A 26,484-nucleotide genomic window follows, 5' to 3' on the forward strand; every position below is an offset into this window, starting at 1 on the left:
ATCAACCAACTCTCCCAGTCTCAACCATCGACCCGAAGCCTTCGCCGAGGGGATAGGAATTGGGCACCAGCGCATACGGTTGCTAGGGCATTCCACGGGTAGCCAGCATTCGTTTACAACTGATGATGCCCACCAGTTATGGAACCGGCCAGCGCCCTAATAAGAACGTGATCTGGTCGTGAAGACGTGCTCCGGTATCGTTGCCATCGCGGACCGACTGTTCAACGAGCACAGGGTGATAGAATGGCGTGAACGCAGTCATTACGTTTCTAGCTTCACGCCTTGGATCCGCGGCTCGGAATTCGCCGGATTTCATCCCGTCCCTCACGATTGCCTCGATGATCCCGACATCCTCATTGGTATGCGCCTTGTTGATCTCCCAGTTTTTGCACGCCGCGGCAACTAACGAATCATGTACGGGCTTTTCTTCAACACACGTTGTCTTGGCATTGCTCCGCGCCGAGTCTCTACGCCGCGTTCTGCAGCAAAGCAGGACTGTACCGTGAGGCGCTGGACCACTATTTTGGGATACAGGGTGCACTGACCGATCTCGGCGTCGCGACAGATGTGCCACAAGCTGTCGAGAGAATGCTGCGCAACGCAGTGGCCGCGGTGACATCATCTGAGGGGGAACGAGGTTGTATGGTGTCGAGTGGAATGCTGCAGAGTGCGCCAGAACATTCCGAGCTAGTTGGAGAATTGACCGCGCGGCGAGACGATATGCGGCACGAAATCTCCCAAGCCCTGCTTCGCTGGATGGATCCGGCTCGCGCTGAGACCCTCGCCCGCTATCTCGTGACCGTGCTGCAGGGGCTTTCCGTGCAGGCTAGAGACGGTGCGACGCGTGACGAATTAGAGCGGGTCGTCGACCAAGTCATAGCAGGGATTCGCGCGACGTTGCCACTCAAACCAGCTGTGTAAAACGCCGTCAGGTATCAGTGATGCATACCGCGAGCTAAGTGCGGCCAGTCCAAAGTGGCTGGCCGCACTTAGCGGAGCTGCTATCCTTCGCAGCGGCGTTAGGCACGTTTACGTGGACCAAATCTGGTCAGTCCGCCACTGCAGAAATACAACTACAGCTCACACCAGTTCAGCAAGTGTGGCAGCGTCGAAGCCCTTAATCTCTGCCCAATCACCCGATCTTACCTTCTTGACCCAGGCAGGATCAGCAATGAGCGCTCGACCAACAGCTATGAGGTCAAACTCAGCACGCTCCATCCGCTCGAGGAGCTGGTCCAGTCCCGCACTGGTCGACCCCTTACCACTAAACGCGCCCATACCGTACGTCCGCAGAATGCCGCGTCAGCATGTGGAACAATTGTCAGCATCAGTGCTTAGCCTCTTCAGTCCAAGGCAGTGGATTAACGCCGCGGCGTCGCGAGGAGGAGAAGAGCGCTATGACACACGACCCTAATCTCAGCTCACCCGTACGAGTTGAGGATCTAGAAACGAAGGAGCCGGCCATTCCAGTATCGGCTGGTAGTCCCTCTACGCCAGTTCCCGGTCCGCTCCACACTTCGGATGCGCCACGAGTCGATCAGGCGCTGAATTCCGTTCTTGAACATCTTAACGACCCTTATGTTGAGCCGAAGGAGACACTGTCGGCACTGAGAGAAGAGGTCGATACTCTTCGGTACCGGGCGGCAGACGAAGTTCGCTTTCAAATCCGCAGGAATCCCTGGCAGGCAGTCGGGATTGGGGTCTTCTTCGGCTTTCTGATCGGGATCACACGATGATCTTGCGCCTCCGGCGCTCGCGCCGTTGGGAGGTAGCTGGCGAGACGCCGCAGGTCGGCGTTCATGGTACGGTGGCGTACGGGAACCGTTCATTCGTATGAGACATTCCACGCCGTCAGCGGCGGCGCCGCAGTCGGTGCCACACGCATCATTTCAAAATCGATGGAGTAAAACATGGCAAACGCCAAGACACTCGACGACTTGTTTCTGGACACGCTGAAAGACATTTACTTTGCAGAAAAGCAGATCCTGAAGGCGCTGCCGAAAATGGCGCGTGCTTCGCAGTCTGAGGAGGGGAAAGAAGGCTTCCTGCAGCATCGCGAAGAAACTCAGGGACAGATCGAGCGCCTTGAGCAGGTGTTCGAGCTTCTCGGCAAGTCGGCACGCGGCAAGACCTGCGAAGCCATCCAGGGCATCATCGCCGAAGGCGAAGAGATCATCGAGGAGTTCAAGGGATCGCCAGCGCTCGATGCCGGTCTCATCTCGTCTGCTCAGGCCGTCGAACATTATGAGATCGCGCGCTACGGCACCCTTATCGAATGGGCCGAACAGCTCGGCCTGAAGGATGCAGTGCCGCTACTCGAACAGAATTTGTCGGAAGAAGTGGCGACCGACAAGAAGTTGACGGCACTGGCAAAAGCTTCCGCCAACGACAAGGGCAAGAAAGCTGCCTGATTGACCGGAATGACGAGAGGCCGCCCGCAAGGCGGCCTTTTTCTGTTTCTTTAACATGAGGACGGGCAAATGGCCAAGAAGACACAATCATCAACGGATCGAGTCACCAACCACGATCAAACTCTCACGCGTGGCCAAGGTGGCGAGCTTCATCAGACGGCCGAAGATGGCTTCGAAGTGCTAACGACATCGCAAGGCGCTCCGGTCGCCGACGATCAGAACACATTGCGTGTAGGTCCTCGCGGACCCGCTTTGATGGAGGACTTCCATTTCAGAGAAAAAATCTTCCATTTCGATCACGAGCGAATTCCAGAGCGCGTCGTGCATGCGCGCGGGTATGGTGCGCATGGCTATTTCGAGACGTATCAGTCTCTTGCTAAGTACACCCGGGCAGACGTGTTCCAGCGGGCTGGTGAGACGACACCAGTTTTCGTCCGCTTTTCCACGGTCGCCGGCAACAAAGGGTCGGCCGATCTCGTGCGCGACGTCCGCGGTTTTGCCGTCAAGATGTACACCAAAGAAGGCAACTGGGATCTGGTCGGCAACAATATCCCGGTCTTCTTCATCCAGGACGCCATCAAGTTTCCTGATCTCATCCACGCGGCCAAGCAGGAGCCGGATCGCGCCTTCCCGCAGGCTCAAACGGCGCACGACAATTTTTGGGACTTCATCAGTCTGACACCTGAAAGCATGAACATGGTCATGTGGATCATGTCCGACCGGACCATACCAAGATCGCTGCGCTTCATGGAAGGATTTGGGGTTCATACGTTCCGCTTCATCAACGGCAAGGACCAGTCCACCTTTGTAAAGTTTCACTGGAAGCCGAAGCTCGGCCTTCAGTCGGTCGCCTGGAACGAGGCGGTTAAGATCAATGGCGCGGATCCTGACTTCCACCGTCGCGATCTCTGGCAGTCAGTCCAATCAGGCAATTTTCCGGAATGGGAGCTCGGGGTCCAGCTCTTCGATCAGGACTTCGCCGACAGTTTCGATTTCGACATCCTCGACCCGACCAAGATCATCCCGGAAGAGGTCTTGCCTGTACAGCCGATCGGGCGAATGGTGTTGGACCGCATGCCGGACAACTTCTTCGCCGAGACAGAACAGGTCGCGTTCATGACGCAGAACGTTCCCCCGGGCATCGGTTTCAGCAATGACCCGCTCTTGCAGGGCCGTAACTTCTCCTATCTCGATACGCAACTGAAGCGACTTGGCGGCCCAAACTTCACCCATCTGCCGATCAACGCCCCCAAGTGCCCCTTTGCGCATTTCCAGCAGGACGGTCACATGGCAATGCGCAATCCAGTCGGGCGGGTGAATTACGAACCGAACTCGTTCGGAGAAGGTCCGCGGGAAAGCAAATCGCGCGGCTATCGCCACTTCCCAGCGGAGGAGTCAGGCGCGAAGGTGCAACTCCGTCCCGAAAGTTTCGCGGATCACTACAGCCAGGCGCGACAGTTCTTCATCAGCCAAACACCGCCGGAACAGCGTCATATCATCATGGCGCTCACCTTCGAACTCAGCAAAGTCGAGACAGTTGCGATCCGCGAGCGCATGGTGTCCCATCTGATCAACATCGATGAGACGCTCGCTTCCGAGGTCGCTCATCGGTTGGGAATGGCCGCCATGCCAAAGGCAGCACCGGCGGCCGTGGCAACACGACAAGATCTTGAGCCGTCTCCGGCGCTCAGTATCGTCGATCGTGGGCCGAAGCGTTTCGAAGGACGCAAGCTGGGCATTCTCGTTACAGACGGTGTCGATGCAAAACTGTTGACGGCTCTGACGAGCGCTGTCTTGAAAGAAAAGGGCTTGGTCGAGCTCATCGCACCAAAGGTCGGCGGCGTGACAGCTTCCGACGGCAGCTTCATCGAGGCGCACCATATGATCGACGGTGGCCCCTCGGTGCTCTTTGATGCTGTCGCACTCCTTCCATCCGATCCAGGTTTGGAAGATTTGCTGAAGGAGGCGACAGCACGGGATTTCGTGGCAGACGCGTTCCAACATTGCAAGTTCATCGGCTACAGCGACGTTGCCCTGCCATTGCTCGAAAAGGCCGGGATCGCGGAGGACGTTGACGAGGGTGTTCTGGAGCTCTCCGGCGGCACCACTGTGGCAAGTTTTGTCGAAGAGCTTGGCAAGCTTCGCGTCTGGGGACGTGAGCCGTCAGTAAAGCTCGGCTCGGCATCGGCAACTGCAGCTTAAACACAATCATTCGGCGCGGGTCATAGGCTCGCGCCGATATCTTTGACGTCGACATCGCTACCGGGATGGCCGCCAGATTCGCCGTAAGACTCCCGGCGTCGCACTTCTCTAGCGATCGGCCCATACGCGAGCCACGTGCCGCGGAGAAAAATCTGTGGCCGCGTCGGTACGGCATCGTACCCTCGACCTGATTTTCTCTATCGTCAGGAACCCACCCAAAGACGCCAACGTTCTACGCCCGCTGTTCCTTTGGGAGGTGTCGCGCCAGGGTATAATAGCTCGCGGTTCTGATCGGATCAGCAGATTGAGGATGACAACAATTTGGTTGGCGAGGGTGACCTCGTTTTTCCTGCAGGGAGGTTGAGATGGACGAAAATCGTGACGAATGGATTGCCCGTCGCGCCTACGATTTATGGGAGCAAGCTGGTCAGCCTGACGGCCAAGAGTGTGAGCATTGGTCCCAGGCTAGTGCCGAATGGGATGCTCGACCCAGGGGAACCGGACCTGAACACCTATCATGGGACGACGACGAGTAATTTATATTGAGATGACTAGGCGGGTGATGACCTCACCCGCCGTGGCATGTGAATTTCTTACTCAAGCTGAGTATGTTAAACCTCACTTCATCGACTGCAAAGCCAGATGGCGCAAGGCTAGCGCGCTGAAACCGAAGTTGCATTGCTGATCATCCGGTGGCCCAGCAGAGCGTCGCCCTAAACAGCAGAAAATATGAGTCAGAGCCAATTCTCAATGGAAATATCAGGCCGCGCCGGGCAGTTCTCATGTTTGGATGCCCCGTTCGATGCAAGGACTTTTTTGACCGCTAGAGCGAGTGATCGGGTGAGTACATGTTTCAGACCTCATGTTGCGGCCATGACATGCCGCGGGCCGGTATGGTGATACGCGGACTGGACTCCAAATCAGTGGAACGAGCTAAAAGCTCCCTGAGAACTACTGGTTTGCCCAATCCCGATCTGTTCGATCATTTGCCCATGCGGATCATGTCCTCCTCACATCGCGGGCACTCCAATTAGAACGTCTACCTTCAGCAGACCGCTCCGCTTGGATCTCGGTATTCTTGATTGCGCGAGAGCATTGCCCAGACGATCCGCGACAGCTTGTTTGCCATCGCAATCGCCACCAGCATGCGTGGCTTTCGGCCCAGCATATTCGAGAGCCAAGAACCCGGTCTTCCACCGCCTCGGCCCTTCCAATGCACAACAGACATCGCGCCTATAATCAAAAGCCCTCTGATATCTCGTTGGCCCATCTTCGAGGTGCGGCCAAGCTTTTGCTTGCCTCCGCTCGAGTGCTGTCGCGGGACAAGGCCAAGCCAGGCTGCAAAATCGCGACCACTTCGGAATGCCTCCATAGGCGGCGCGAAGGCAGTGATTGCCATCGCGCAAATCGGTCCGATCCCTGGCACTTTCTGGAGCCGTCGAACGATATCGCTTTGTTTTGCTTCCGCTGCGATACGACGATCGATGTGATCAATCTCTTCGTGCAACTGAGTGATCTGGCTGAGATAAAGGCGTCCCATGGTCCGTACCAACTCAGGCAAATCGTCCGCCGCAATGAGCGTCGCGAGCCGCTCAACGTTGGGGTGGGTCTCGCTTATCTCCCGGAACCACTCGTCGCGGATCACATCGCTTCAGGAGCGCTGGTCGCCGTCATGAACCGATATCCTGTGCCCCCGGCGGGAATATTCGTCGTGCGGGCGCCCCAGTCCCTATCCGTCGGAGAAAGTGAAGACGCTCACGGAGATGCTTATTGAATGTTTCGATCGTCCACACCTGGACAGGCAGCCTTCGGGCGAGAGCGGCGCAATTTGATGCCGCTCTCTCATGTTCAAGGTGGCATTCTTGCCGCGACTCCAGAGGTCGATAGCGCAGCTTGAATTCAATGCGGCAGCGGATTGGTTGTCGCAAAGGAATAGCGGGCTATTCTCCACTGATTACCAACGTCCTTTTGGAAAATGAACAGCTCGTGGTTGGCGTCTGGAACGCGTTGCTCGATGGCCTTGACGGTGACGAACCCTTTCGAATTCGTCCGTACGAAGGCCCACTCTGGAGCGGTCTGCACAACTTCCGCCACAGTCAGTTCCATGTCGAAGGTGATCGTCTGAAATATGCCGTCATTAGGCCCTTTGGATCGCATCTAGGCCGATAGCGGAAGGATTGTTCGGCGCCATAAACGCGGCGTCGGCCACGAACATTTCAGCGACGGCGGTGGTGTCCGAAGCATTCAAGGCGGCCTCATATTGCGCGAGCGCCTTTCCGATTTCCAGTCGGACCGAGGTGGCGGCTGCGTCTTCACCTGAAGGCTTGATAGAGGGTTTCATATAATCGATCTCCGTGAGTTGATGATGTGTGGTTTCGTGCCGGGACGAACGCTTTTCTGGGAGCTGCACGCATTTCCGCCCGATCATCGCTTCTTTCCGGAACTGGCGAAGTTGCCATCGTCCGTCATGTGAGTGCAGCCCTTGCGGGAATGCCCTCCAACCGTCGCGCCGCCATGTCAGCAATTCAAAGGAAGCTGCGAGCTCATTTCTCTCCGTAGTACGTTCCGAAATACTTGACGGGCGACCACGCAGGCAAAATCGGCGGAAGGTTCGGCGAAAGGGCGGCTTAGTCCTTTGCACCGAAGACCACCCTGCCGTCCATGACGGTGAGCACCGACGACACTGACTTGATCTGATCGTCGGGGACCGAGAAGTCGTCCCGGTCCAGGATGGCGAAATCTGCAAGGTTGCCAGGAGCAATTAAGCCCATCTCCGATTCCGTGTTCATGAACCAGGCGCCCCCCTTGGTGAAGAGTTTCAGGGCTTCGTCGCTGGTGAGCCTGTTTTCCGGAGCAAGCACCTCGGATCCCGACACAGACCTGCCGGTGACCATCCAGCTCAGACCGACCCAAGGATTGAACGTGGCGGCACGAAATGCATCGGTGCTCATTGCAAGCGGAATAACGCTATCGACAAGCTGGAGTAGACGCGTCGTCCGCAAGGCCTGATCCAGTCCACGGCTCTTTATAAAAACGTCGCCGTGAAGTGCCATTTTGTGGTCCAGCGCGATGCCTCCGCCCAGCTTCTTTACCCGTTCGATGTTTTCCGGGGTAATGGTCTCGGCATGCTCGAGGCTCCACCGCAGTCCATTGAAAGGGATCTCCCGGTTGAGGGCTTCCAATGCGTCGAGGAACGGCGTGATGTTCTCGTTGTAGCTGATATGCTCGCGAAACGGCATCCGCCTCTGGACGAGTTTCCTGATTTCGCGGTCAACCAGCCGATGCATTTGCTCGGGAGGAATGATGATGGCCGGACGCTCGAAGTTCTCATGATCGTGCACCTCCGCCTCCAGGACTTCGCCTGCGCCTCGCCGATCGGCTCCGACCAACCTTATCGGCCGATGCCGTCAATGACGGGTTGTGAAGGCGGACAGCGGCTTATCATGCCGCCTGTTTGAGAGCCGTTTTGGCAAAGGCCCGTTTGAGAGCCTCGATACAGATCGGATCGTGTGACTGGCCTTGGCCTTCCCATAGGATGGCGATTACCTTTTCGATCGGCAAGGCTGACCGATAAGGCCGGTCGGCTGTCAGAGCGTTGAATACGTCTGCCGTTGAAACGATCCTCACCTCTATGGATATCTCTTCGGCCAGCAGCCCGCGAGGATAGCCCTTTCCGTCCAGTCGCTCGTGATGTGCTCCACCGATGACAGCGGCGCTCGAAAAGGCACGGATCTTCGAAAGGATATGCTGGAAGAATTCGGAATGGCACTTCATCTGCATGGATTCCAGATCGTCCAGCTTGCCGGGCTTGTCGAGTACGCTGTTACCGACACCGAGCTTTCCGATATCATGCGGCAGGGCCGCGCGTTTCAGGAACCTGCACCCCTCGGGCCTAACTTCATGCTTCTATGATTTGCGCCAGGCGGATGCGAATACCCGTCATGAAATCAGCCCCGCGGCACGCTTGCGGCGTTGCGGAAGGATTGCGTCGGTGAGCGTCGAATTAAATGATGGTTATCGATATATAGCATAATCTAAATAGCGCGAAGCGGTTCACGCTTCCCCCCGCACGAAATTCCACAACGCTCTGTCAGGAGCAGCCGGTCTGATCAGGTCCGGCATCGATTCCAGGCTGGAAACGAGTTGTTCGAGACCATTGACGCTCGACAGCAAAGGCACGAGATCGGGCGATAGGTCTCCTGCAACATCCACACAGAACCCTTGGATCACACCGAGCTCGATTGAGTTTCTCGGTGTATAATCCCATGCCATGGAGATGACCTGAGCCGTCAATTCGCCTAATGTCAACAAGCCGAGCATGATAACGTCCTCCCGCTTTACAGGGTTGATTTCCTGTGGCCGATCAAGCCGACCTGAGTCGGAACTGGCGGCTCATACTAGATGTACGGAGGACGCAAACTTTCAGTTTCAGATTACCGCAGAAATAGTGGCCAGCTCCTCGCTTAACGCGGCAACTTCGCTAGGCCCTTGGCGAGGATCGGCCCGGTCGGACGCTCGGTCGGCTTTCCGCCGGCCTGTTCCAGCGTGATCACGTGGAGCTGATCGTTTCTTGGAGTTGGTAATGTCGGACCTCTTCGGCAAGCTCGCGGCGCTTGACGATGCGCTCGGCGACCGCAATCAGACGCCCCGGCTTACGATCGAAGACCAAGCATAGCGCATTGCGATCACCCTTGGCGCAGGCGGCAAGTGCCGTATCGAGATCGTCTGGCCCAGAGCCCATCAGCGTCAATACCTTCTCCCAATACCGATAGCGGAGACTGTCTCCTTTGAAACCTATACCTGGACGGGAAACATCGACGCCACCATCGCTCTAATCCAGCAGACCAAAGCGAATGACGGTGCACTGAAGGCGATCGGCAAGCTCGGCACCAATGAAATGCCGGCCACCTAGGCCTTTGACATCCACGGCGAGGAAGGCGGTAAGAACACGGGCTTACCATGCTGCAAACAAGACGCTCTACACCGTCAACCTCGAGACCGGCGCGGCCACCGAAATAGGCCCGGTCACCGGGCTCGACAACGAGGTCCGCGATATCGACATCCTGCCGGCAATGTAAATCCGGAGAGTGCTAAGCAGGCCACCACCTGTGAACAGTGAAAAGGCCGGCGTCCATTGAAGGGCCGGCCTTTCTCATGACGCAATCGAGCCAGCTCACATCTTGGGCAAAAGAACCTTGTCAATGACATGAATGACGCCGTTGGACTGTTTGACGTCAGCGATCGTCACATGGGCCACGCCGCCCATTTCGTCCGTAAGCGTAATCTTGCCCATGCTTTCCTTGGCTTTCAGGATGCATCCGCCGACCGTCTTGACGTCATGGGTACCCTTATCGTCCTTGATCATCTTCGCGATGGTCTTGGACATGGCGTCTGCGGCAACGACGTGGCAGGTGAGAACCTTGGTAAGCTGGGCCTTGTTTTCCGGCTTCAGAAGCGTGTCTACAGTGCCCTTTGGGAGGGCTGCGAAAGCTTCGTTGGTCGGCGCGAATACCGTGAACGGACCCTTACCTTGAAGGGTTTCGACAAGGCCGGCGGCCTTCACTGCGGCGACGAGCGTTGTATGATCCTTGGAATTCATCGCGTTTTCGACGACGTTCTTGTTTTCGTACATAGCCGCGCCGCCGACTTTCGGATTGGCGGCATAGGCGCTGATGGCCGTTGCGGATACGATGGTCGCGACTGCAATCGCGCGAAGTGCGAACTTCACCATGATGGTTTCCTCTTCCTCTAAACGCCCCGGCGCGAATGCGCGCCTTCCAAGGCCGTCCCCTGATGGGTGACGCATCAAGAGACGAGCGCATGACGAAAAGAGTTTCAGCCAAAATGCGGTTTTTTCGAATTTTCCTCAAACGATCGCAGAGCTATGTCTTGGCTCGCCTGAATAGCCAGTTGAGGACTTTGGCTACGAAGAGCGCCATCCAGACCAAAAGAGGCGGTAAGGGCAATCGGATGAGGTGGTAGAGCCACTGCGACAGTAAAACGTTCTCGGCCCCAAGGCGGTTGATAGCTTGCTTGATATCGGCCGGAAATACGCAGACGGCATAGAGCGCCAAGGCCAATGCAGGCAGCTTTCCGCAGCCGTGGCACAAAAAGCGCAACCGCACCGGCGATCTAGTGCAGCCCAGTCAGGAAAATGACGGTTTCTGGATCGGGAACCCAGGCACCGGTAATGCCAACAAATGGTTTGGGCAGGGCGATATGCAGAATGCCCGCGAGACCGTAAAAAGCGTATAATCCCCAACGGCGACGTCGTTGCCAGACATCAGTTCTTTCCATCACGCGCGATCCGCCCTTCGACATCCCGCCTTGCGCCAGCCAGATTCACCTTGCGGCCAGCGACTGTCTCGATCGCCGCAATTGCCAGATCGCTGGCGACGAAATCGGATTTGTGCCCGAGATTGTGTACGACGATGAGACGTGCACCGGGTATATCGCGAGCAAGGTGCCTGGAATGAACCTCTGGTGAGACAACCCCGTCCGTATCCCCAGTGATGATAACTGTCGGCGCTGTGATCTTGCGGTAATCTACGGAAGCGGCTCTGGCCCAATCGCTCAAGGCGGCTACTTCTTTCGCATTGTGCCGGAACGCGACTGGTCGTAGCGCCTGCCTTGCTTTGGTCTTTTCGACATAGCCGGGCGGAATCCGGTTCGGCGCAAAGACACCTTTCGTCGCGCGATCGATCGCTACAATGCCGATGGGTGGCACGATCAGGGTACTAAATAAAGCCCCTGTCACCGGGGCACTTGCAGCCTCGTAGTACCAGGCGATCCCGCCGTTCCATGGATAGACGGCCGGAGACAGGAAAACGAGGCCAGAGACCATTTCCGGATGGCGAACCGCGAAGGACGCAGCGATGGCCCCTCCAAAGGAATGGCCGACGAAGATCGCTTTTGCGATACCCCGCTTCTTCATCAGGACGGCGATGGCGTCTGCTTGACCATCGGGCAAAATGTTCTGGTCGCCGCCGATGTCGGATTTGCCATGGCCCGGACGATCGACGAAGAGCAGCTCTGCCCGACCCTGCAGCTTCGCGCGAAACGAAAACATTGGGTCGTAGAGGCTGGCGCTGGCGCCATGGATGAAGATAATCGGTGGAAGGTCTGCCCTCCTGCTCGGCTCAACCAAGACGCTATTGAGCTTGAAGCCGCCGACATCGATACGGACCGGTCGGTCGTCATGGCTTGGCGCAGCAACTGCGCGCGACGTCACGAAAGCGACGGAACCTATGGTCAGGAATGCGGCGATCAGGCAAAAAAATCGAACCGGCATGGGTTAAAGTTGCCGCGCTATGCCGCTGGCAACGATTGGACCGGTCGGCAGCCCGGTCGGCGAACCGCCGAATGGCTCCACGCTGACGGCAAGCGTGGAACCGGCGCCGATGGTCTGGCGCAAATCCGCCGGGATCAGCAATTCACCCTCTGTATTCGGCTGAACGACGCCGAGCGACTGTGGATTGCCACTTCCCGGCACCAGCCAAAGCTGCAGGGATTTCTCTCGGGCTCCGCCGGCCGCGACGGGGACGATCCTCAAGCGACCGCTGGTCGCATCGAATGAAGTCAGCAGACTGACGGGATTGTCGGGGGCTGAAAGCTGCGCCACCACCAGTGCGCGCGACGAGGATGGCTGGAATACGCCGGATGCGTAGACAAGTGCTGCAACAGCTATGGCTGACGTTCCGAGAGACATCCAGCGCCAGAAGCTTGCGGCGTTCCAAAGCCTGGCCGAAATAGGCGACGATTGCGCACCAAACAGTCGTCCTTCGATCTGCGCAAAAACTGCCGCTCCTGGCGTTGCCTCCCGATAATCCTCGTTGAAAGAGGAGAGGTCCGACTGCCAACGTTCGACCAGCAGCGCGAAAGACCAGTCCCTCGAAATCCGTTGCTCGACGCGCCTGCGGGCTTCTTCGGACAGCACACCCAAGACATATTCGCCCGCAATGATTTCGTCCTGCGCCCGGCCGCCGTCTTGAATGTGATCGCCTGGTGTCATCGCTGCATGCACTCCCTGAGCTTCAACAGGCTTCGGCGCAGCCAAGTTCTAACGGTGTTCAAGGGAACATCCAGGTGATCGGCCAATTCGAGATAGCTAAACCCTTCCACGTAAGCACGCCTGACGGCTTTGGCATGGGTTTCGTCCAGTTCGCGCATGCAGATGTCGATGCGGCGTCCCTCGTCGGCAATCAGAATGTGCTGCTCTGGTGTCGCGATAGTCTCGTCTGCGAGATCGTATGCCTCATCGATATCATCGGTTACCGGTTTACGGGCACGGATGACGTCGATCGCGTGGTTTCGGGCAATCGCGGAAAGCCAGGTTAGTGGCGAACCCGAACCGGTGGCAAAGGTTTTGCTTCGTTGCCAGACCTTGATATAGACCTCCTGTAGCGCTTCTTCCGCGTCTGGTCTGTGCTTCAGGATCCGAAGGCAGATCGCGAACAATCTCGGATTGGTGGCCTGGTAGAGAGACGCAAATGCGGATCGATCTCCGATGGCGACCCTATTGATCAAATCTGCGATGTCACTGGTTTGCATCCGGTAAAACCTTGTCGCCGACCTTTTATAGAGATCATGGAGTTGGAAAGACAAGGAGGCTCGGTCAATAAATCTTGGCAGGGACCGATCAAGACGAAACGAGATGGTCCTAAGCGGGCGATCGTCGATTATCAGGATAGTCCTGACACCGGGCCACTGCCCCAAAATGCGCACATTGCGATTAAGCAAACTATCGAGACAACTTTCTCCGAAAAGAACTGTTGCCCAAAGGAAATCCGCAAGAACGACATCAATGTCTTTGTCGCGATATACCATATTTCCTCCGGCTGACATGGAGCTCAAGTTTCCAACATAGAAGCAAGGACGGTTCGTCGAATGATAAAGTTTCTGCACCGCGCACATTATTTTCAGGCTGTGCGGACGGATTTGAACCCAAATCCCACACAAGCGCTTTGGCCAAACATCTGAAACTTTGTAACATCTTGTGCAGATTGGCCAGACAGCGGATATAGACATCCGGCGATGTTCCGCTGTCGCTTGACGCCTCAACTTATAGCGAGCTGCCCCATCAGCGGGTGACGATCGGCGGGTTCTGATAAACTATTGTCGGATAGCTTCGGGTGGCTAGAGATTGCGCCATTGAGATACCAGTGACCTGCAGCTTGGCAGAACGGAATTCCGTACGTTGAGCGTATCGAAGAGTTCGGCAAACAGGCTCAGACGGTCCCTGCCCAAACGATTATTGGCAAGATTACGTTCCAGTTCGGATATGCGGGCACGATTTCGGCCAAGTCGCTCAGCCAGTGCCGGTTGGCTCAAGTTACGCTTTTTCCGAACGGCGAGGAGTTGTGCACCCAATGACTGAAAAACAGTAGAGATCATGCGGAATTCCGCTGTCATTGTGAAGACAATGCGGAAATCCGTGCGAAGTTGATTGCTGTCATCCTCATTGAAATGCCGGACGGCACCAATGACCTCGCCGGCAGACTGCAGGAATTTCTGTTCCAACGGTCTCACGCTTGCTGCGTCATACCTGAAATTTGGCCATTTGGCATTCTGCCAGTTCCATTTCATGAGCTATAGGCAGCCTTTCTATAGCTCATGGTTATTGCCATAAATGAGTTATTGCAAGTCCACCTATCGCTCAGCACCGCATCTGTATCCCTCGATCCAAGCAGCAGTGATCGAAAGGCTATTCGCGAAGAGGCCCGCATCGTTGAACGCGCTATCGGTATTGGGCCGAGCGCGCTTACCGGAATGGTGGCAATGCTCCAGCAGAATCGCGACATCAAATCCGCGTGACTCAAGCGTACGAAAACCCCTTCTCAGCCATCCGGAATATTCGCAACAGAACCGTCGAGGCAGCCTTCGAGCGCATCCAGCAAGACGAACGAAAGATGTGTCGCTGCTTGCCTTGGATTCAATCGATCCCGGTCTTTTCCGAATTGGGTAATGGGCTTCATCGGCACATCGGACATCCTCGCCAAGCGCTTTGCCGGCATTGGCGCCTCCAGTGGTTTTGACCCTTCTCGCCTGAGTGGCGACGAGATCCATGCCCTGCTGAGAGAACTTGCGATCGAGGAGGAGGCCGCCTGACTCGATCGCGATAGATGATGGAGAGTTATCAGGCGCTTTGCCCAACGATCAGCGCATTTGAAATCTACAGAATTTCGACGCCTTGATTGTTTGAGTCCATTTGTTGGTTGCGCACCATTAGCTCATCATAACGCGAAAGGTCGGGTGTCTTCGGTTCGTTTGCAAACAGTTTAGTAGCAAGGCCGCGGATAGCTGGCATGCTCGCGATGTCGAGGACGCTGTGCAGGAGGTTGATGCCAAGTCTGGTATGGGGGTTCATCAGGCGAGGAGCAATCTTTGGTACGCCCTGTCCCTTTTCGATCATTGGCCGCATGGCTTCCTCGTAAGCCGAGAAAGACTGCCCAATATCGCTGCTGCACATCAATTCGCTGGCGAGCACGTAGCCGCCGGTCACCGCGAGCGTAGCGCCTATGCCTGCAAGCGGTGTCGCGCACCAGGCGGCGTCGCCTGTCAGAACGACGCGCCCCTTCGACCATCGCTTCATTCGCACCTGGCGTAGCACGTCGAAGTAGAAGTCTTTGGTTTCCTCCATGGCAGCCAACACCCTATGCGCCTCCCAGCCAGCGTCCAAAAAGCGTTCATGCAAATAGGCTTTCTGCCGTTCGACGCTCCATTCCTGCTCGCCATTTGGTGGCTGTTGCAGCGTCAGCATGGCCCGCGTCGTTCCATGCGTGTCAGGTCGCAGCGATATGCTCCGGCCATCTGTCGCGTGGTACCAGCGCCACATCCGATCGTCGTCGGCCTGCCGCGGTATGGTGAAATATGCAGTCGTGAGGTCCATCCATCGCGGCACGTTTTCTTGAGGGAAAACGAGCTCGCGTGTCGATGAGCCTACGCCCTCCGCTATGACGACCGCATCATAATGTTCAGTCTCCCCACTGGTGAAGGTGACAGAGACAGCATCTGCACCATCTTCAATCCGATCTATGGAATCGCCGAAGCGAAACGTCGCGCGTTCACGGGCTGGCTCATAGAGTAGGCGAGCGAGATCTCCACGCAGGATTTCCATCTCCGCTGTTGGGCCGTCACTACCGAGCTCGGAGGTAACAAATTTGGCAACCTCTCCGCCCTGCTCATCGATCCAGACGGTTCCCTCTTCCCCTGTCCCATGATCGATCGCCATCTGTTCAAGTCCCATCCGGTGAAGCACTTCACGGCCGACACCTCGAATGTCAATGTTCTGACCGCCATCTCGAAATTCGGGGCTGCGTTCGACGACGGTCACATCGAAGCCATAGCGGCCGAGCCACCAGGCAGAGGTGTTGCCGGCGACGCTTGCACCGGTGATGAGGATGCGACGGGACATACAATGATCTCCTTTTCGCAAAGAACATCACTAATGATATATTTGTTCCGTCGTTAGCTTTCGAAATTGTCGATCAGCCGTTGTAAGAGCTGTATCAACGTCGCCGCATCTTTCGACGAAAAGCCTTCAAGCCCTTTGGCATTCGCAGCCAAGAGCGCGTCGCGTCCGCGCAAGGCCGCCTCCTGCCCCTTGCTCGTCAACTCCACCATTGCCGCCCTGCGATCGGTAAACGAAGGTGATCTGCGGATCAGGGCCATTGCTTCCAGCTTGTCCAGAAGCGCGACCATCGCCGGTTGTTTGACGGCAGAGGAACGCACGAGGTCGCGCTGGAGCATCGGCCCTTTCCACGACAGGAGCATGATCGGAGCAATCAGAGAAAGTGACAGCCCGTACGGCCGAAGGGCAGTATCTATCAAACGGTTGAACACCCGGGCAGCGTGGTTAGCAAGATAGCCGGGAGCGACGGTTGCGTCTGGGTGGATATGGTCGTCCTGTTCTGGCATAGGTCTTTCCTTAGGCCAAGGACGACTAGGTTGCCAGAACAAGATTTTTGATGCACGACCCGTTGAGCTCGAAATCATGAAGCAACTAACTCAAAGACTGAGCTTTGCCGAAGCAACTTCGCTACGCTTGTTTCTCTAAGGCGCCATCAACGTCATTGTGGAAATCTTCCGCCCCTCAGTTGGTGATGATTGGCGATGGAGGTTAAAAGCCTAGAAGCCCAGGTCACCGAATGAAATGGATCCTTTCTCGTCTGCGCGCGAAGCATGGGAAGAATTCATATACGTCGTCAATACGGAATGTCTCGCGGTCTTTCTTTAGACGCCTTCATGACGGGAGATACGGTCTGGTGATCGACAGCGACAGACGGTGAATGATTTTCGAACAGGTTCGCACCAAAGCGGCGTTGCGGGGAACGGCCATTGACGACGCCCCCCCGAGTTCCTGGGATGGGTCGTGCTATGGATCAGCGGCGAGTACGACATTTCTGATTTAAGCTCTCGATACAACGACCTAACTGCCCGCCGGGCGCAACGACTGCGGTCTGTCGCTGGCGCAGTGGACCCGAACGTACCCGATGCAAAACCAACCGACATCCCTGACGCCGATGGTGGTTCTATCAACCCATCGTCAGGAATGCCTACTGAAACCTGACGGCGTCTCTTCCGGCCGCCCTCGCATTATAAAGAAGCGCGGCGGCCTCCTCGAGGAGCTGTGTCACATCGCGCTTTGCGTTCGTCCAGGTTCCGCCAATGCTCGCACGGACGTCAGCGACTCGACCAGCAATTGCAATCGGCTCCCGGACCCGCTCGAGAATAATGCTTGCAGCCGCCTCACCTGCGGATCGGTCACCTGCGATACCCTCGGCATCGCGCGTCGCGGCGCCGTGGATCAGATCCGCTTCAAAATCCTCTGGATAAATGAAGTCTCTAAAATGTGTTCCAAGAACCTTATAGGAAGCGAAAGACGCTTGGCGAAAGCAGCGTTGCCGCGGATAATGCAGCCCTCAAGATCAACGAGTGCGATCGGCGCGTTCTCGAAGGCAAAGTCGAAGAGCGCCAGACGAGTTTCGGGATCGTCGGCCGTACAGGGTTCCGCTACCGTTTTCCTCCAAAGACAAGAGCTTCACCGCGATAGGTCCGTTTTAGGAGATGATAATCAGGGTGCCGGTTTGATTCCGGCACCAAGGAGCTAGGCCGGCACTTACATTCCGCCGATCTTGGCGCCGGTGTCGCGCCGGAGGTGCGGTGGGACGTCCTCGAGTTCGGCAAGTTTGCCATTCTGCTTAAGAAACACTCGAAAGTTCTCGCGAACCGCGTCGATTGGCCAGCGACCGTTTGCCGCCTCGCGGCAATAACGGACAAGCGTGTCATAAGCGAGGTTGCGCTTCTCGTGTGGCCACTCGTCGAGGAAATCGAACACATCATCCAGCCCGGTGATTTCTTGCACGAAATACCGACGCTGCGCATAGAGCGGTTTATCGAACAGAGCGAGTAACATCGGAACCTCCTTCTTTGCTCTGCATGAAAGGGGAAGCCGGCCCCGATGAGGCCGGCCGAGCTGTAGGTTATACGAGACCTTCGGTCAGATGTGACCCGATCACGATCAGAGGCCTATCAACCGAATGCCCCCGCGGGCTGCCGCCTTCTCGTTCAGGCAACTTGACGGTCAGTTTCCAAGCGAAGCGGTTCGTTAGACGGTGCAACACCGATCTCGATCTTACGGGGTTTCATAGCTTCCGGCACCTCGCGCTTCAAAGTAATCGTCAGCAGGCCGTGCCTGAGATCAGCACCGTCTACCCTTACGTGATCCGCAAGCTCAAACTTACGCTCGAACGAGCGACCGGCAATGCCGCGGTGGAGATATTCGCCCTGGAGCTCTTCAGCTTTGCCGCCTTTGATCACCATGACGTTGCGCTCCTGGGTGATATCCAGATCGCCCTCGCCAAAGCCGGCCACGGCCATTGTGATGCGATAGTCGTCTTCTCCGGTCTTGACGATGTCGTAGGCAGGCCAGGTATCGATAGCATTGAGGCGCTGCCTATTGCTCAGCAGGTTGAACACACGGTCGAAGCCAATGCTCGAGCGGTACAGCGGTGCAAAATCAAGCTCAGTTCTCATAACCATATCCTCCGCAAAGCAACATGGAAGGAGGCGATGTGTCCGCTTCCTTGGTCAACCGACTCCCTCATTGGGCCGTCGGTGCCGAACGATTTGGTTTCTCGGATTTCTCCGTTCAAGACCTCATCGGAAAATTTTTCCAGTGAATTTGACGGCTCTTGTTCGTCGCAAATCTCATCCTATTTCGATGCTCAATCCTCGACTTGGGAGCATCGAGATGGACGGCTCAGCAATTCACACGTATTCAGACGCAGACTTGGAAATCCTAGCGCCGGAGCAAACCACTGAAGGCGAAACGTCCATCTGCGCTTGTTGTTGTCGCCAGCGCCTACGCTCGATGATGGACGAAGATGGCTGCGGCATTTGCGACGAATGTCTGGCGCCTTGACGACCCCACGAGAAAACCAATGTTGAACCTCCAGCGTCCGCCTGCGACCGCGGACGAAAGGAAACGGCATGGCTAGTATCGCCGATTGGCTTGCTATTGAGGAAGCAGAGGATCTGGCTGCTCGGCATGCCGGCGTCGTCCTTTGGAACCGGGAGGGAGATCCGGTCGTCGGAGAGGAAGGTGATTCTGAAATCGTCTTCCGATCAGGCACGATAGGCGACTTCGACTAGGAAGTTACCTTATAGTGGCAGTAACAGCCATCCTTCGGATAGCGGAGATTGCAGGCGATCGTAGGTAGGCCTACTGCCAATCCAACACGACGAGGATAGGACGCCCTCGCCTGACAAGTGGGTGTCCTATCCCGTTACGCCTGCGTTACGGAATAATGCGATCAAAACGCAGCCGCTCGAACAGATCAAAAAACGCGTCGTCTGTTGCCTGGTAATCGAGAAAGCCTAGTTTCCGGCTCCTCGACATATCCGTCAACACCTCGATCGGTCGCCCGAGGTCCGCATCTGTATGCCAGGGAGAGGTTAGGCGGGACAGATCGCTTTCCACCAGCTCATACCGGCCGGCGATATCGCGCCAGATTTCGGAGTCATTGGCCATTTGCTCCTGCAATGGTCTTATCTGTCCATCGAATGCTATAGGCTCGATTCCGAACCACTTCGCGATCCGCGTCCACATCCAGCTCCACCGAAAAACATCGCCGTTTACGACATTGAAGTCCTTGTTGGTCGCATCCGACGTCGTTGATGCCCAGAGCATATGTCGACCCAGCAGACGTGCGTCTGTCATGTCGGTAAGACTGTCCCATTGGGCTGCCACTCCCGGGAAACGGAACGGCCGGCCTGTCTCTTTGCAGATCGTTGCGTAGACGGCCAACGTGGTGCCCATGTTCATGGCATTGCCAACCGCTTTGCCAACGACCGTATGGGGGCGATGGATACTCCAGTTGAAACCATCCTTCTCGGCCGCAGCAAAAACCTCGTCTTCCTGGGCGTAGTAAAAATTGTCGACCTCGAGCCTGCCCTGCTCTTCCCGAAATGGCGTTTGCGGCAGCGCGCCTTTTCCGTAAGCTTCGAATGGGCCGAGATAGTGCTTCAGACCGGTGACGAGCGCGACGTGGCGGACTGATCCTACGGGGCGCAGGGCATCGAGGAGGTTTCGCACCATCGCCGAATTGACGCGGATGTTTTCCGCCTCAGTTGGCTGCCGCAGCCAGCTTGAGATAAAAACGTGTGTCGGATCGAGGCCAGCGAGCGCATTTACCAAGCCAGCGGAATCCAGAAGATCTGCTGGGACAGGAACTGCATTCCCTTGCTGCGATGGCTTGCGAGCCAGACCCCAAACCTTCCAGCCGTCATTGTGCAGGACATCCGCCGTTGCGCTGCCGATAATACCGCTCGCGCCAACGATCAGTGCTTTCTTCGTCATGTTTGCTCCTTTGCGTCAGCCTCTGATCTAGGCTGAGAGGCCGAGATGCGCTAGAAGGCACCCTAACGGGACATAGACACCCAGAGGTAACCACTATGCGGGCAGGATCACCGGACAGCGAATGGCGCGAGGACTGCGCCCCCCGCCGTGTGCTTGAAATTTTCTCGAGCAAATGGACAAGCATGATCCTGCATGTGCTCGATACGAGACACGGGGGCCGCGCCCGCACTGGCGTACTCCAGCGTAGCCTTCCAGGGATATCGAAGAAGATGCTCACGCAAACGCTGCGCGACATGGAAGCGGACGGGCTGGTAACACGGCGCGTTTACGGGACAGTGCCGCCGGCAGTCGATTATACGCTGAGCCCACTAGGTAAGCGATTTGTGGAGCCGCTGGAGCTACTCTATGGCTGGGGTCGAGCAAATTCCGATGCTTTGGACCAGCTCGCATTCAATCGGGGGATGGAGAGACCACCCCGCGAGAGCTCAACGCGCGATACTTCGCCTTGAAGGTATCCGGACCTGAAACCTGATCTTGCTTCGCTTCCATTCCCGATTTTTCAAGAAAGTCAGGGACTTAAACCCCAGTTCTTGGTCGCCATCTCAATCCCTGTGAATTCTAAAGACGGTTTCAGCTTCTGGCGGCAACCATTCTCAAACATCTTCTTTTGTCTGGCTGCCGAAGTCTGGATCCGCTCTATTGTAGACTTGCGAACCGCCTGAATCACAACCAGCGGCTAGATGGACCAAGCGCCTGATCGAAATTGGATGGAAACGGATGAAAGAACGGAAACTCTAAATACTACGACCGTCCGCATCACCCCCGAAATCCTCTCCTTGATTGCCGAAATCGACGAATTAAAAGCGCTTGGCGCGCGATCGGCCGGATCGCGCCAGAGCGGTTATCCAGCCTCCGGCGCGTCGCGACAATTGAGAGTGTCGGTTCCTCCACACGTATCGAAGGAGCGCGCCTCACCGATCGAGAGGTCGAAAGGTTGCTTGCAAACATTCGCCTGGGGTCCTTTACGACGCGCGACGAACAAGAGGTTGCCGGCTACGCGGAAGTGATGGAGACAATCTTCAGTGCTTACGACGCAATCTCGTTCACTGAGAACCATATCCGTCAGCTCCACCCCGACCTTCTTGCAGATTCGACCAAGGATGAACGGCATCGCGGCGCCTACAAAAAACTCTCCAACAACGTTAAAGTCCTGGGGGCTTAAACTGCGTGAGCGGCTGGGCTTCAAACGTGCCGCGGTTGCTGTTGCGCGAAAACTTGCTGTCATCATGCATAGGATGCTCAAAACCCGAGAAGCGTTCCATCCATTGGCCGGTGCTACCGCATAGGCGAAAATCCGGCCTACCTGCCTCAGTGCCTCAACCCAATTGAGATACTGGGCGTCCCTGCTGTGGACGTGGGTTGGGTCATTCCGTCGAATCGGTGGCAGCTCATGTAGACTGCGTCTTGAACACAGGAAGACCCGCCCTTCGAAAACCCATCATGCGGCGACCGTATGTCGACCGCGGAGCAAACCGTGCCCACGGCGCCGGACGAATTTAATAGCGATGCGAATCCAATAAACGTGAAAAAAGCTGTGATGCATAAGCTTGCAGCACGGCAACGAAATATATCGTCTGAAATCCGCTTGACCTCATACAGGCGATTACACAACAGGTTCGGAGCCGTTGCGCTCACTTAGAATAACTAAGCATCTAAATCGCTTACGAGTAACTGCCGACTACTGTTTGAATTGCGCCGAGCAACCGTGCCTCCTTCTCATTCGCGGTTTCGAGGGCGATCAATTACCACGGCTCAGCCTTGTAATCGAATATATTAGCACGACTTATAGTGCAGCGACGGTTTGTCTTCAGGGCGCTGTCGCCAAGGTCGCAAATCCTTGCCCCAACTAAAGGAGGACAGCATGTCTTCCAATCCACCAGCAGCAGCGCAGATCGACAACGACGGCTTCAAGCTGATCCGGGACGTCTTGAGGACTGCCGGTCTTCGTGGCGTCGAAACCGATGCGAGTTCCGATATGAAGCGCGACGCACTGATCTTTCTCACCTCCGAATTTCGCGGTGGGGTCAGGACCAAAGCCAAACTATTGGACGCGCTCACTCGGCGCAGCCGGTCTTCAACGGTCGGCGCCCGGTTCGGCCGTTTTTCGAAAGAAGATGCCCTCGACCGGTGGCGGGACGAAGGTGGGCGTTGATGGGTATTAGGTTTCCGAATGAAGCTCGAAGTTTCGATGACAAGAACCGCTGTGTTCGATTTAGCGGGTACGACGGGATGTTTGAGGTCAAATTCTATCTCGCGACTGACGTACTCGCCTGTGGTAAAGCGCACAGACACGCAAGCGAGAGCGACTACCTGACCACGTTCGATGCGTCACGACGGAGAATTCTAAAAGTGGCCACAAATGCTTACTTGTCAGCGCAATCGAATTCTATCTCCTTGAGCTTACGGGATTTCGGTTGAGCAGGCTGTCTTCTTAAAGGATATGACCATGCGTCAGCCAACCATTCCAGGAACCAGCCCACCCGGCACAGCGAAAATGGTTCTGGTCAGCGACTTCGCAAGACGGTTTCGACTTGATCGGGTCGAGGAGAACAGATTACGGAAGCTTCTCGGACCAATCGCCAGAGAGACAGATCTTCTCAGAAACGCGGGCCGATAGGCGCGGGTTGTGAAGGGTTGGTTCGCCCTTACAGGACGGATCGCATTTTCACTTTGACAGCGGCGACTGCGATGACCTTGCAGGACTTCGTGATTGTCACAGCGCATCGGGCTGGAAATAGCTCCAAAAACCGAGCGCCTTGCAAACCATGAAGGCGCGATGCGGATCACGGCTTCACTGGACAGTTCCATCTCAAGAAACGGATCTCAGCCATGAAGACTACTATAAAAACGGTCACCATCGATCGACCGTTCCAACTGCCTCGGATGGCCGCACCACATCCGCCAGGGACGTTCGAGCTCCAAATCGACGAGGAACCTCTCGATGTGGTGTGGGAAGCCTATCACCGAACGATGACACTGTTCCTGACCTCGGATGGCCTGACCGAGGCATGGCCGGTGTCTGAAGAAGAACTGGACAAGGCGATGGCGTCGCATTGATTCTTACCCTCTGTTTTGGCCGCCTCACACAAGACCTTCCGGTCGGCAGACCGAACTCGGCAAGCTGCGCGTCTGGGGTCGCAAACCGTCTCTGAAACTCTGGAAGGCATCCACGCCGTTCAGGTGAATTAAAGGGGCGAGGCGTTGAATTTGCGCCCGTTGCACTCCGCAAACAATACAAGCCGAACCTGGAGGGAAGTATGTCGGGCATTCCGACAGCGCTCTGACGGGCGCTGGCAGTCATTTTCTTAAACTCGTCGCGAATGAGTTAAGCGCAACAGATAATCATATGTCGTGCGAGTTTATTATCGTTGGGCGGACACAACATTAAGCCGCAATGAGAGCTTAGTCTCTTCAGCTCATGACGCCGCGCCGATGCGGCTATGTCATTGGCGCGTTCGCCGACATTCGTGGCACTCAATCATTCTCAGGAATAATTCCGTTTAAGAGGCAAGCCTTGTGAGGCTTGAAGTGTTCTTTTGAATTCATCACGCCAAAATTCCCGCCCATCGACCATCAGGCCTGCAAAGGCTCGCCTGACCGCAACCGAAACTCCTAACTGGCAGAGCCTGACCAAGCGATATGAGCAATACCTAGCTCTGGCGCGGGAAACTGCCCAGGCGGGAGACAGAATCGAGGCGGAGAATCTTTATCAGCACGCAGAACACTTCTATCGGACGGCAGCCCTCCAGAAAGCGCGTAAGCAACAATTAACATCAAGCAGCTGAAACCGGCCCGTAGGACTTTCAGGAAAAGCTTGGCTACAGATCGTCACGAGATATCGCAATCCGTATGCTGGCAACGGACTGGCGCAGCTGCCCCTTTCGTCAGCCTCTGGACGCTGCCTTAGCTGACGGTTGATTTCGTCTTCTGGTAGGGCATGACTTTGATCATTCCGGCGGCGGGGTTTCTGCTTCGGCTACTCATGATCCAACTGCGACCACTGCGCCTTCTTCGACCGCCGGTGCGTCAATGATTGAACAGGCTAAGTTCTCGGTATCGTCACTCACGCCTTATGACTACGGGTTGAGAGTACAGATGTTTATGATTTCAGCGCAAAAGCCTAGTAAAACCCGCTTGTCGCTCCATATACTGCTTACGCTGTTCTTGTGCATTAGCAACGCCCTCGTGAGCGGATGCTGGCGTCCTACGAAATATCTTGCTGGACTGGTGCTTAGCACAACAAAGAACACTCCAACGCGTATAGCGCAAGTCGCACCACTGGCGGAATCAGTTCCGCCCAAACTCTATGGCGGCACCGAGCGCGTCGTCTCCTGGCTCACGGAAGACCTTGTCGAGCAGGGTCACGATGTTACCTTGTTTGCCAGCGCAGACTCAGAAACCTCTGCTGAACTCGTACGGGCCGTGCCCCAGGGCCTGCGCCTGGCGGGCATACGTGATCACACCGCAAGTCTCCTCGTGATGCTGGAAGAGGTTCGCCGCCGGGCTTCGTCATTCGACGTCATCCACTTCCATGTGGACCTACTTCAGTTTCCTAGCTTTCGAGATTCTTCGACACGGCGTTTGACGACGTTACACGGGAGGCTTGATCTGCCGGATTTTCATCCGGTCTACCGTGCTTTTCCGGAGATGCCGCTGGTCTCCATCACAAGGACCTGCGCCAAAAAATAAACAAAAGCGTGATTATCTCGCCTTTCTAGGCCGAGTAGCGCCTGAGAAACGGCCGGACCGCGCAATCGAGATTGCAAAGCGAACCGGAATTCCGCTGAAGATTGCTGCAAAGGTCGATCCAACGGACCAAGACTACTTCGATCACGTCATTCGTCCGCAGCTCGACCACCGGACGCTTGCTCAGGGTGAAGCTCGATATAATCCTATGTCATACCATAACGGGTCTATATGGCCGATGCAATGCCGCGATCGCAATCGGCTTTGCGCAATACGACCTTAAGGAGGGGCGGTGCGCGTGTTCGAAGGACTTTTTGACGCTACCAAAGGGCAGGAGATGCGGCGTCTGCCTGAGTTATTTTGTGGCTTTATCAGAAACCAGGTCGAGGTCCGACGCCATATCCGGTTGCCTGCTCTTCGCAGGCATGGGCCGCTTCAGCCACCTCCAGAATTCTGGGGCCGTGTCTTGGTCTCGGGCAGGCCAACAGTTAGAATGAAAACCGCTTCCGTAAACCGACCATGCCACATTCTTAGATGAGATGTCCGGCGGAATGTTCAGATCGGCTCATCTTCAGCCGATTTTCGAATGCATCGGTACGGAAACGACGTGGCAACGAATGTTTGGATCGATGGGGAGATGCTAAGATCCACATCGTTAAGTATCGCGTTGGTAGTGGCATACTCTGGATCGTATTCTCCCGGTCAGTGTGGTGCTGCCATCAAATGTAGCGGCAAGCCTACAATCCTGATCGTGGTAGAGCGATAAGAGCTGCCCCCCTCCGTGAGGCGGGCGGGCAGCCCTTTGCGCAGAAGATGCTGCAGGCTCTAGTCGCGACGGCAATCACAATTTCCGGTTTATTTCGGAACGAAACTGCTCGGCAGAGGTTAGATGCTCACGGGTCTGTGAATACAGGTCCGATACGAGAGGAAGCATCAGTGAAAAACATAATTCTTGCCGCGGCGCTCATCAGCGCGTCCGCTTTATCTGCGCATGCCCAGACGACACCGTCCGCTAACTCGAGCGGTGACACCCCGGCCGTAGCAACGCCCGATTCCAAGAATGCGATCGCACTTGTCGAGGGCGCCAATAGCTTCACCCAGGATCAGGCAAAATCCCGCATTGAGAAGGCAGGCTTCTCCGACGTCAAGAACCTGAAGAAGGACGACAAGGGCATCTGGATGGCTGCCGGCATGAAGGACGGAAAATACGTCAATGTCGCGCTCGACTACCAGGGCAACGTCGTTGCCAAATAATTCAACACATTC

At 56.1% G+C, this 26,484-nt stretch carries 29 protein-coding genes and 6 pseudogenes; 16 read left to right on the forward strand and 19 right to left on the reverse strand.

Translation table 11 applies throughout. The features are described from left to right. Positions 1–136: 136 nt before the first annotated feature. Positions 137–622: a hypothetical protein gene (locus tag MRBLMR1_RS11400; protein ID WP_500064726.1), complete on the reverse strand. Its 486-nt coding sequence runs from the start codon at positions 620–622 to the stop codon at positions 137–139. Between the two features lie 1,288 nt (positions 623–1,910). Here MRBLMR1_RS11400 and MRBLMR1_RS11405 point away from each other — a divergent pair. From MRBLMR1_RS11405 to MRBLMR1_RS11415, 3 genes are all read left to right on the forward strand, one after another. Next, complete coding sequence (locus tag MRBLMR1_RS11405; protein WP_148142947.1) at positions 1,911–2,411, forward strand: YciE/YciF ferroxidase family protein; 501 nt, start codon at positions 1,911–1,913, stop codon at positions 2,409–2,411. Between the two features lie 69 nt (positions 2,412–2,480). After that, positions 2,481–4,613 carry a catalase gene (gene katE / locus MRBLMR1_RS11410; RefSeq protein WP_183687028.1) on the forward strand — a complete coding sequence of 711 codons (2,133 nt, stop codon included), beginning with the start codon at positions 2,481–2,483 and terminating at the stop codon, positions 4,611–4,613. Between the two features lie 365 nt (positions 4,614–4,978). Next, positions 4,979–5,149, forward strand: a complete 171-nt coding sequence (locus tag MRBLMR1_RS11415) for a DUF2934 domain-containing protein (RefSeq protein ID WP_148142945.1) — start codon at positions 4,979–4,981, stop codon at positions 5,147–5,149. A gap of 509 nt (positions 5,150–5,658) precedes the next feature. Here MRBLMR1_RS11415 and MRBLMR1_RS11420 read toward each other — a convergent pair. Then, positions 5,659–6,258, reverse strand: a complete 600-nt coding sequence (locus tag MRBLMR1_RS11420; protein ID WP_500064730.1) for an IS110 family RNA-guided transposase — start codon at positions 6,256–6,258, stop codon at positions 5,659–5,661. Here MRBLMR1_RS11420 and MRBLMR1_RS11425 point away from each other — a divergent pair. Beyond that, a pseudogene (locus MRBLMR1_RS11425) lies at positions 6,214–6,445 on the forward strand (LysR family transcriptional regulator); the annotation flags it as partial. The gene MRBLMR1_RS11420 and the pseudogene MRBLMR1_RS11425 sit on opposite strands and share 45 nt — an antisense overlap. A 67-nt stretch (positions 6,446–6,512) precedes the next feature. Here MRBLMR1_RS11425 and MRBLMR1_RS11430 read toward each other — a convergent pair. The 7 genes and pseudogenes from MRBLMR1_RS11430 to MRBLMR1_RS11460 all read right to left on the reverse strand — a co-directional run. Then, the gene (locus tag MRBLMR1_RS11430) at positions 6,513–6,719 is read right to left on the reverse strand and encodes a hypothetical protein (protein ID WP_500064732.1); all 207 of its coding nucleotides are present in this window, start codon (positions 6,717–6,719) and stop codon (positions 6,513–6,515) included. 31 nt (positions 6,720–6,750) lie between these two features. After that, positions 6,751–7,041 carry a Cif family virulence factor gene (locus tag MRBLMR1_RS11435; protein ID WP_500064734.1) on the reverse strand — a complete coding sequence of 97 codons (291 nt, stop codon included), beginning with the start codon at positions 7,039–7,041 and terminating at the stop codon, positions 6,751–6,753. Positions 7,042–7,240: 199 nt separating this feature from the next. Continuing rightward, complete coding sequence (locus tag MRBLMR1_RS11440) at positions 7,241–7,954, reverse strand: amidohydrolase family protein (protein WP_500064736.1); 714 nt, start codon at positions 7,952–7,954, stop codon at positions 7,241–7,243. Between the two features lie 100 nt (positions 7,955–8,054). Beyond that, on the reverse strand, positions 8,055–8,486 hold the full coding sequence (locus tag MRBLMR1_RS11445) for an HD-GYP domain-containing protein (protein ID WP_500064761.1): 432 nt from the start codon (positions 8,484–8,486) through the stop codon (positions 8,055–8,057). 180 nt (positions 8,487–8,666) lie between these two features. Continuing rightward, a complete protein-coding gene (locus MRBLMR1_RS11450; RefSeq protein ID WP_500064738.1) occupies positions 8,667–8,933 on the reverse strand; it encodes a hypothetical protein in 267 nt (88 codons plus the stop codon). A 143-nt stretch (positions 8,934–9,076) separates the two neighbouring features. After that, positions 9,077–9,205: pseudogene (locus MRBLMR1_RS11455) on the reverse strand (anti-sigma factor); the annotation flags it as partial. Beyond that, positions 9,202–9,354: pseudogene (locus MRBLMR1_RS11460) on the reverse strand (sigma-70 family RNA polymerase sigma factor); the annotation flags it as partial. The pseudogenes MRBLMR1_RS11460 and MRBLMR1_RS11455, both read right to left, overlap by 4 nt. Positions 9,355–9,423: 69 nt before the next feature. On the opposite strand from MRBLMR1_RS11460, the pseudogene MRBLMR1_RS11465 reads away from it, so the two are divergent. After that, positions 9,424–9,691 (forward strand): annotated as a pseudogene (locus MRBLMR1_RS11465) (DUF4394 domain-containing protein); the annotation flags it as partial. Between the two features lie 95 nt (positions 9,692–9,786). Here MRBLMR1_RS11465 and MRBLMR1_RS11470 read toward each other — a convergent pair. From MRBLMR1_RS11470 to MRBLMR1_RS11490, 5 genes are all read right to left on the reverse strand, one after another. Then, the gene (locus tag MRBLMR1_RS11470) at positions 9,787–10,344 is read right to left on the reverse strand and encodes a fasciclin domain-containing protein (protein ID WP_148142941.1); all 558 of its coding nucleotides are present in this window, start codon (positions 10,342–10,344) and stop codon (positions 9,787–9,789) included. A gap of 552 nt (positions 10,345–10,896) precedes the next feature. Next, positions 10,897–11,904: an alpha/beta fold hydrolase gene (locus MRBLMR1_RS11475; RefSeq protein WP_206828194.1), complete on the reverse strand. Its 1,008-nt coding sequence runs from the start codon at positions 11,902–11,904 to the stop codon at positions 10,897–10,899. Between the two features lie 3 nt (positions 11,905–11,907). After that, complete coding sequence (locus tag MRBLMR1_RS11480) at positions 11,908–12,624, reverse strand: anti-sigma factor (RefSeq protein ID WP_206828193.1); 717 nt, start codon at positions 12,622–12,624, stop codon at positions 11,908–11,910. Then, positions 12,621–13,163, reverse strand: a complete 543-nt coding sequence (locus MRBLMR1_RS11485; RefSeq protein WP_148142986.1) for a sigma-70 family RNA polymerase sigma factor — start codon at positions 13,161–13,163, stop codon at positions 12,621–12,623. The genes MRBLMR1_RS11480 and MRBLMR1_RS11485 overlap by 4 nt, the downstream gene beginning before the upstream one ends. A gap of 585 nt (positions 13,164–13,748) precedes the next feature. Then, on the reverse strand, positions 13,749–14,198 hold the full coding sequence (locus MRBLMR1_RS11490; protein ID WP_500064742.1) for a DUF4172 domain-containing protein: 450 nt from the start codon (positions 14,196–14,198) through the stop codon (positions 13,749–13,751). Positions 14,199–14,576: 378 nt separating this feature from the next. On the opposite strand from MRBLMR1_RS11490, the gene MRBLMR1_RS11495 reads away from it, so the two are divergent. Continuing rightward, positions 14,577–14,720: a hypothetical protein gene (locus MRBLMR1_RS11495; protein ID WP_183687016.1), complete on the forward strand. Its 144-nt coding sequence runs from the start codon at positions 14,577–14,579 to the stop codon at positions 14,718–14,720. A 64-nt stretch (positions 14,721–14,784) separates the two neighbouring features. Here MRBLMR1_RS11495 and MRBLMR1_RS11500 read toward each other — a convergent pair whose 3' ends face one another. The 4 genes from MRBLMR1_RS11500 to MRBLMR1_RS11515 form a co-directional block, all read right to left on the reverse strand. Beyond that, positions 14,785–16,026, reverse strand: coding sequence for an FAD-dependent monooxygenase (locus MRBLMR1_RS11500; protein WP_148142938.1), 1,242 nt, complete (start codon positions 16,024–16,026; stop codon positions 14,785–14,787). A gap of 53 nt (positions 16,027–16,079) precedes the next feature. Continuing rightward, on the reverse strand, positions 16,080–16,529 hold the full coding sequence (locus tag MRBLMR1_RS11505) for a MarR family winged helix-turn-helix transcriptional regulator (protein WP_148142937.1): 450 nt from the start codon (positions 16,527–16,529) through the stop codon (positions 16,080–16,082). A gap of 1,201 nt (positions 16,530–17,730) precedes the next feature. Continuing rightward, positions 17,731–18,027 carry a DUF982 domain-containing protein gene (locus tag MRBLMR1_RS11510; RefSeq protein WP_148142935.1) on the reverse strand — a complete coding sequence of 99 codons (297 nt, stop codon included), beginning with the start codon at positions 18,025–18,027 and terminating at the stop codon, positions 17,731–17,733. A 152-nt stretch (positions 18,028–18,179) separates the two neighbouring features. Then, entirely contained in the window at positions 18,180–18,647 is a 468-nt protein-coding gene (locus MRBLMR1_RS11515) for an Hsp20 family protein (protein ID WP_148142934.1), read from the reverse strand. Positions 18,648–19,103: 456 nt separating this feature from the next. On the opposite strand from MRBLMR1_RS11515, the gene MRBLMR1_RS11520 reads away from it, so the two are divergent. Then, positions 19,104–19,265, forward strand: a complete 162-nt coding sequence (locus tag MRBLMR1_RS11520) for a hypothetical protein (protein ID WP_183687014.1) — start codon at positions 19,104–19,106, stop codon at positions 19,263–19,265. Positions 19,266–19,410: 145 nt separating this feature from the next. Here the strand turns inward: MRBLMR1_RS11520 and MRBLMR1_RS11525 are convergent, their stop codons facing one another. Further along, positions 19,411–20,472, reverse strand: a complete 1,062-nt coding sequence (locus MRBLMR1_RS11525) for an SDR family oxidoreductase (protein ID WP_148142932.1) — start codon at positions 20,470–20,472, stop codon at positions 19,411–19,413. A 95-nt stretch (positions 20,473–20,567) separates the two neighbouring features. Here MRBLMR1_RS11525 and MRBLMR1_RS11530 point away from each other — a divergent pair, with 95 nt between their 5' ends. The 9 genes and pseudogenes from MRBLMR1_RS11530 (at position 20,568) to MRBLMR1_RS11570 (ending at position 26,472) form a co-directional block, all read left to right on the forward strand. Further along, positions 20,568–20,981 carry a winged helix-turn-helix transcriptional regulator gene (locus tag MRBLMR1_RS11530; RefSeq protein WP_404946231.1) on the forward strand — a complete coding sequence of 138 codons (414 nt, stop codon included), beginning with the start codon at positions 20,568–20,570 and terminating at the stop codon, positions 20,979–20,981. Positions 20,982–21,466: 485 nt separating this feature from the next. Continuing rightward, positions 21,467–21,694, forward strand: coding sequence for a hypothetical protein (locus MRBLMR1_RS11535; RefSeq protein WP_183687109.1), 228 nt, complete (start codon positions 21,467–21,469; stop codon positions 21,692–21,694). Continuing rightward, positions 21,675–21,818 (forward strand): annotated as a pseudogene (locus tag MRBLMR1_RS11540) (IS110 family transposase); the annotation flags it as partial. The gene MRBLMR1_RS11535 and the pseudogene MRBLMR1_RS11540, both read left to right, overlap by 20 nt. Positions 21,819–22,393: 575 nt before the next feature. Then, positions 22,394–22,684 (forward strand): hypothetical protein, encoded by a 291-nt coding sequence (locus MRBLMR1_RS11545; protein ID WP_148147859.1) that lies wholly within the window; start codon positions 22,394–22,396, stop codon positions 22,682–22,684. After that, complete coding sequence (locus MRBLMR1_RS11550) at positions 22,684–22,950, forward strand: DUF1488 family protein (protein ID WP_148147860.1); 267 nt, start codon at positions 22,684–22,686, stop codon at positions 22,948–22,950. The genes MRBLMR1_RS11545 and MRBLMR1_RS11550 overlap by 1 nt, the downstream gene beginning before the upstream one ends. 411 nt (positions 22,951–23,361) lie before the next feature. Further along, positions 23,362–23,589: a hypothetical protein gene (locus tag MRBLMR1_RS11555; RefSeq protein ID WP_148147861.1), complete on the forward strand. Its 228-nt coding sequence runs from the start codon at positions 23,362–23,364 to the stop codon at positions 23,587–23,589. A gap of 479 nt (positions 23,590–24,068) precedes the next feature. Beyond that, a complete protein-coding gene (locus tag MRBLMR1_RS11560; protein WP_148147862.1) occupies positions 24,069–24,317 on the forward strand; it encodes a DUF4167 domain-containing protein in 249 nt (82 codons plus the stop codon). A 442-nt stretch (positions 24,318–24,759) separates the two neighbouring features. Then, positions 24,760–25,390, forward strand: a pseudogene (locus MRBLMR1_RS11565) (glycosyltransferase); the annotation flags it as partial. Positions 25,391–26,154: 764 nt separating this feature from the next. Beyond that, positions 26,155–26,472: a PepSY domain-containing protein gene (locus tag MRBLMR1_RS11570; RefSeq protein ID WP_500064743.1), complete on the forward strand. Its 318-nt coding sequence runs from the start codon at positions 26,155–26,157 to the stop codon at positions 26,470–26,472. Positions 26,473–26,484: the final 12 nt, after the last annotated feature.

It is taken from the genome of Neorhizobium sp. LMR1-1-1.1 (assembly GCF_040675795.1).
GTDB lineage: Bacteria > Pseudomonadota > Alphaproteobacteria > Rhizobiales > Rhizobiaceae > Neorhizobium > Neorhizobium cellulosilyticum.

Bases quoted from the DNA above. Each gene is read 5' to 3' on its own strand.
- MRBLMR1_RS11400 (WP_500064726.1), bottom strand. From the start codon at position 622: ATGATGTCACCGCGGCCACTGCGTTGCGCAGCATTCTCTCGACAGCTT.
- MRBLMR1_RS11405 (WP_148142947.1), top strand. From the start codon at position 1,911: ATGGCAAACGCCAAGACACTCGACGACTTGTTTCTGGACACGCTGAAA.
- katE (WP_183687028.1), top strand. From the start codon at position 2,481: ATGGCCAAGAAGACACAATCATCAACGGATCGAGTCACCAACCACGAT.
- MRBLMR1_RS11415 (WP_148142945.1), top strand. From the start codon at position 4,979: ATGGACGAAAATCGTGACGAATGGATTGCCCGTCGCGCCTACGATTTA.
- MRBLMR1_RS11430 (WP_500064732.1), bottom strand. From the start codon at position 6,719: ATGGAACTGACTGTGGCGGAAGTTGTGCAGACCGCTCCAGAGTGGGCC.
- MRBLMR1_RS11435 (WP_500064734.1), bottom strand. From the start codon at position 7,041: ATGATCGGGCGGAAATGCGTGCAGCTCCCAGAAAAGCGTTCGTCCCGG.
- MRBLMR1_RS11450 (WP_500064738.1), bottom strand. From the start codon at position 8,933: ATGCTCGGCTTGTTGACATTAGGCGAATTGACGGCTCAGGTCATCTCC.
- MRBLMR1_RS11470 (WP_148142941.1), bottom strand. From the start codon at position 10,344: ATGGTGAAGTTCGCACTTCGCGCGATTGCAGTCGCGACCATCGTATCC.
- MRBLMR1_RS11475 (WP_206828194.1), bottom strand. From the start codon at position 11,904: ATGCCGGTTCGATTTTTTTGCCTGATCGCCGCATTCCTGACCATAGGT.
- MRBLMR1_RS11480 (WP_206828193.1), bottom strand. From the start codon at position 12,624: ATGACACCAGGCGATCACATTCAAGACGGCGGCCGGGCGCAGGACGAA.
- MRBLMR1_RS11485 (WP_148142986.1), bottom strand. From the start codon at position 13,163: ATGCAAACCAGTGACATCGCAGATTTGATCAATAGGGTCGCCATCGGA.
- MRBLMR1_RS11490 (WP_500064742.1), bottom strand. From the start codon at position 14,198: ATGAAATGGAACTGGCAGAATGCCAAATGGCCAAATTTCAGGTATGAC.
- MRBLMR1_RS11495 (WP_183687016.1), top strand. From the start codon at position 14,577: ATGGGCTTCATCGGCACATCGGACATCCTCGCCAAGCGCTTTGCCGGC.
- MRBLMR1_RS11500 (WP_148142938.1), bottom strand. From the start codon at position 16,026: ATGTCCCGTCGCATCCTCATCACCGGTGCAAGCGTCGCCGGCAACACC.
- MRBLMR1_RS11505 (WP_148142937.1), bottom strand. From the start codon at position 16,529: ATGCCAGAACAGGACGACCATATCCACCCAGACGCAACCGTCGCTCCC.
- MRBLMR1_RS11510 (WP_148142935.1), bottom strand. From the start codon at position 18,027: ATGTTACTCGCTCTGTTCGATAAACCGCTCTATGCGCAGCGTCGGTAT.
- MRBLMR1_RS11515 (WP_148142934.1), bottom strand. From the start codon at position 18,647: ATGAGAACTGAGCTTGATTTTGCACCGCTGTACCGCTCGAGCATTGGC.
- MRBLMR1_RS11520 (WP_183687014.1), top strand. From the start codon at position 19,104: ATGGCTAGTATCGCCGATTGGCTTGCTATTGAGGAAGCAGAGGATCTG.
- MRBLMR1_RS11525 (WP_148142932.1), bottom strand. From the start codon at position 20,472: ATGACGAAGAAAGCACTGATCGTTGGCGCGAGCGGTATTATCGGCAGC.
- MRBLMR1_RS11530 (WP_404946231.1), top strand. From the start codon at position 20,568: ATGCGGGCAGGATCACCGGACAGCGAATGGCGCGAGGACTGCGCCCCC.
- MRBLMR1_RS11545 (WP_148147859.1), top strand. From the start codon at position 22,394: ATGTCTTCCAATCCACCAGCAGCAGCGCAGATCGACAACGACGGCTTC.
- MRBLMR1_RS11550 (WP_148147860.1), top strand. From the start codon at position 22,684: ATGGGTATTAGGTTTCCGAATGAAGCTCGAAGTTTCGATGACAAGAAC.
- MRBLMR1_RS11555 (WP_148147861.1), top strand. From the start codon at position 23,362: ATGAAGACTACTATAAAAACGGTCACCATCGATCGACCGTTCCAACTG.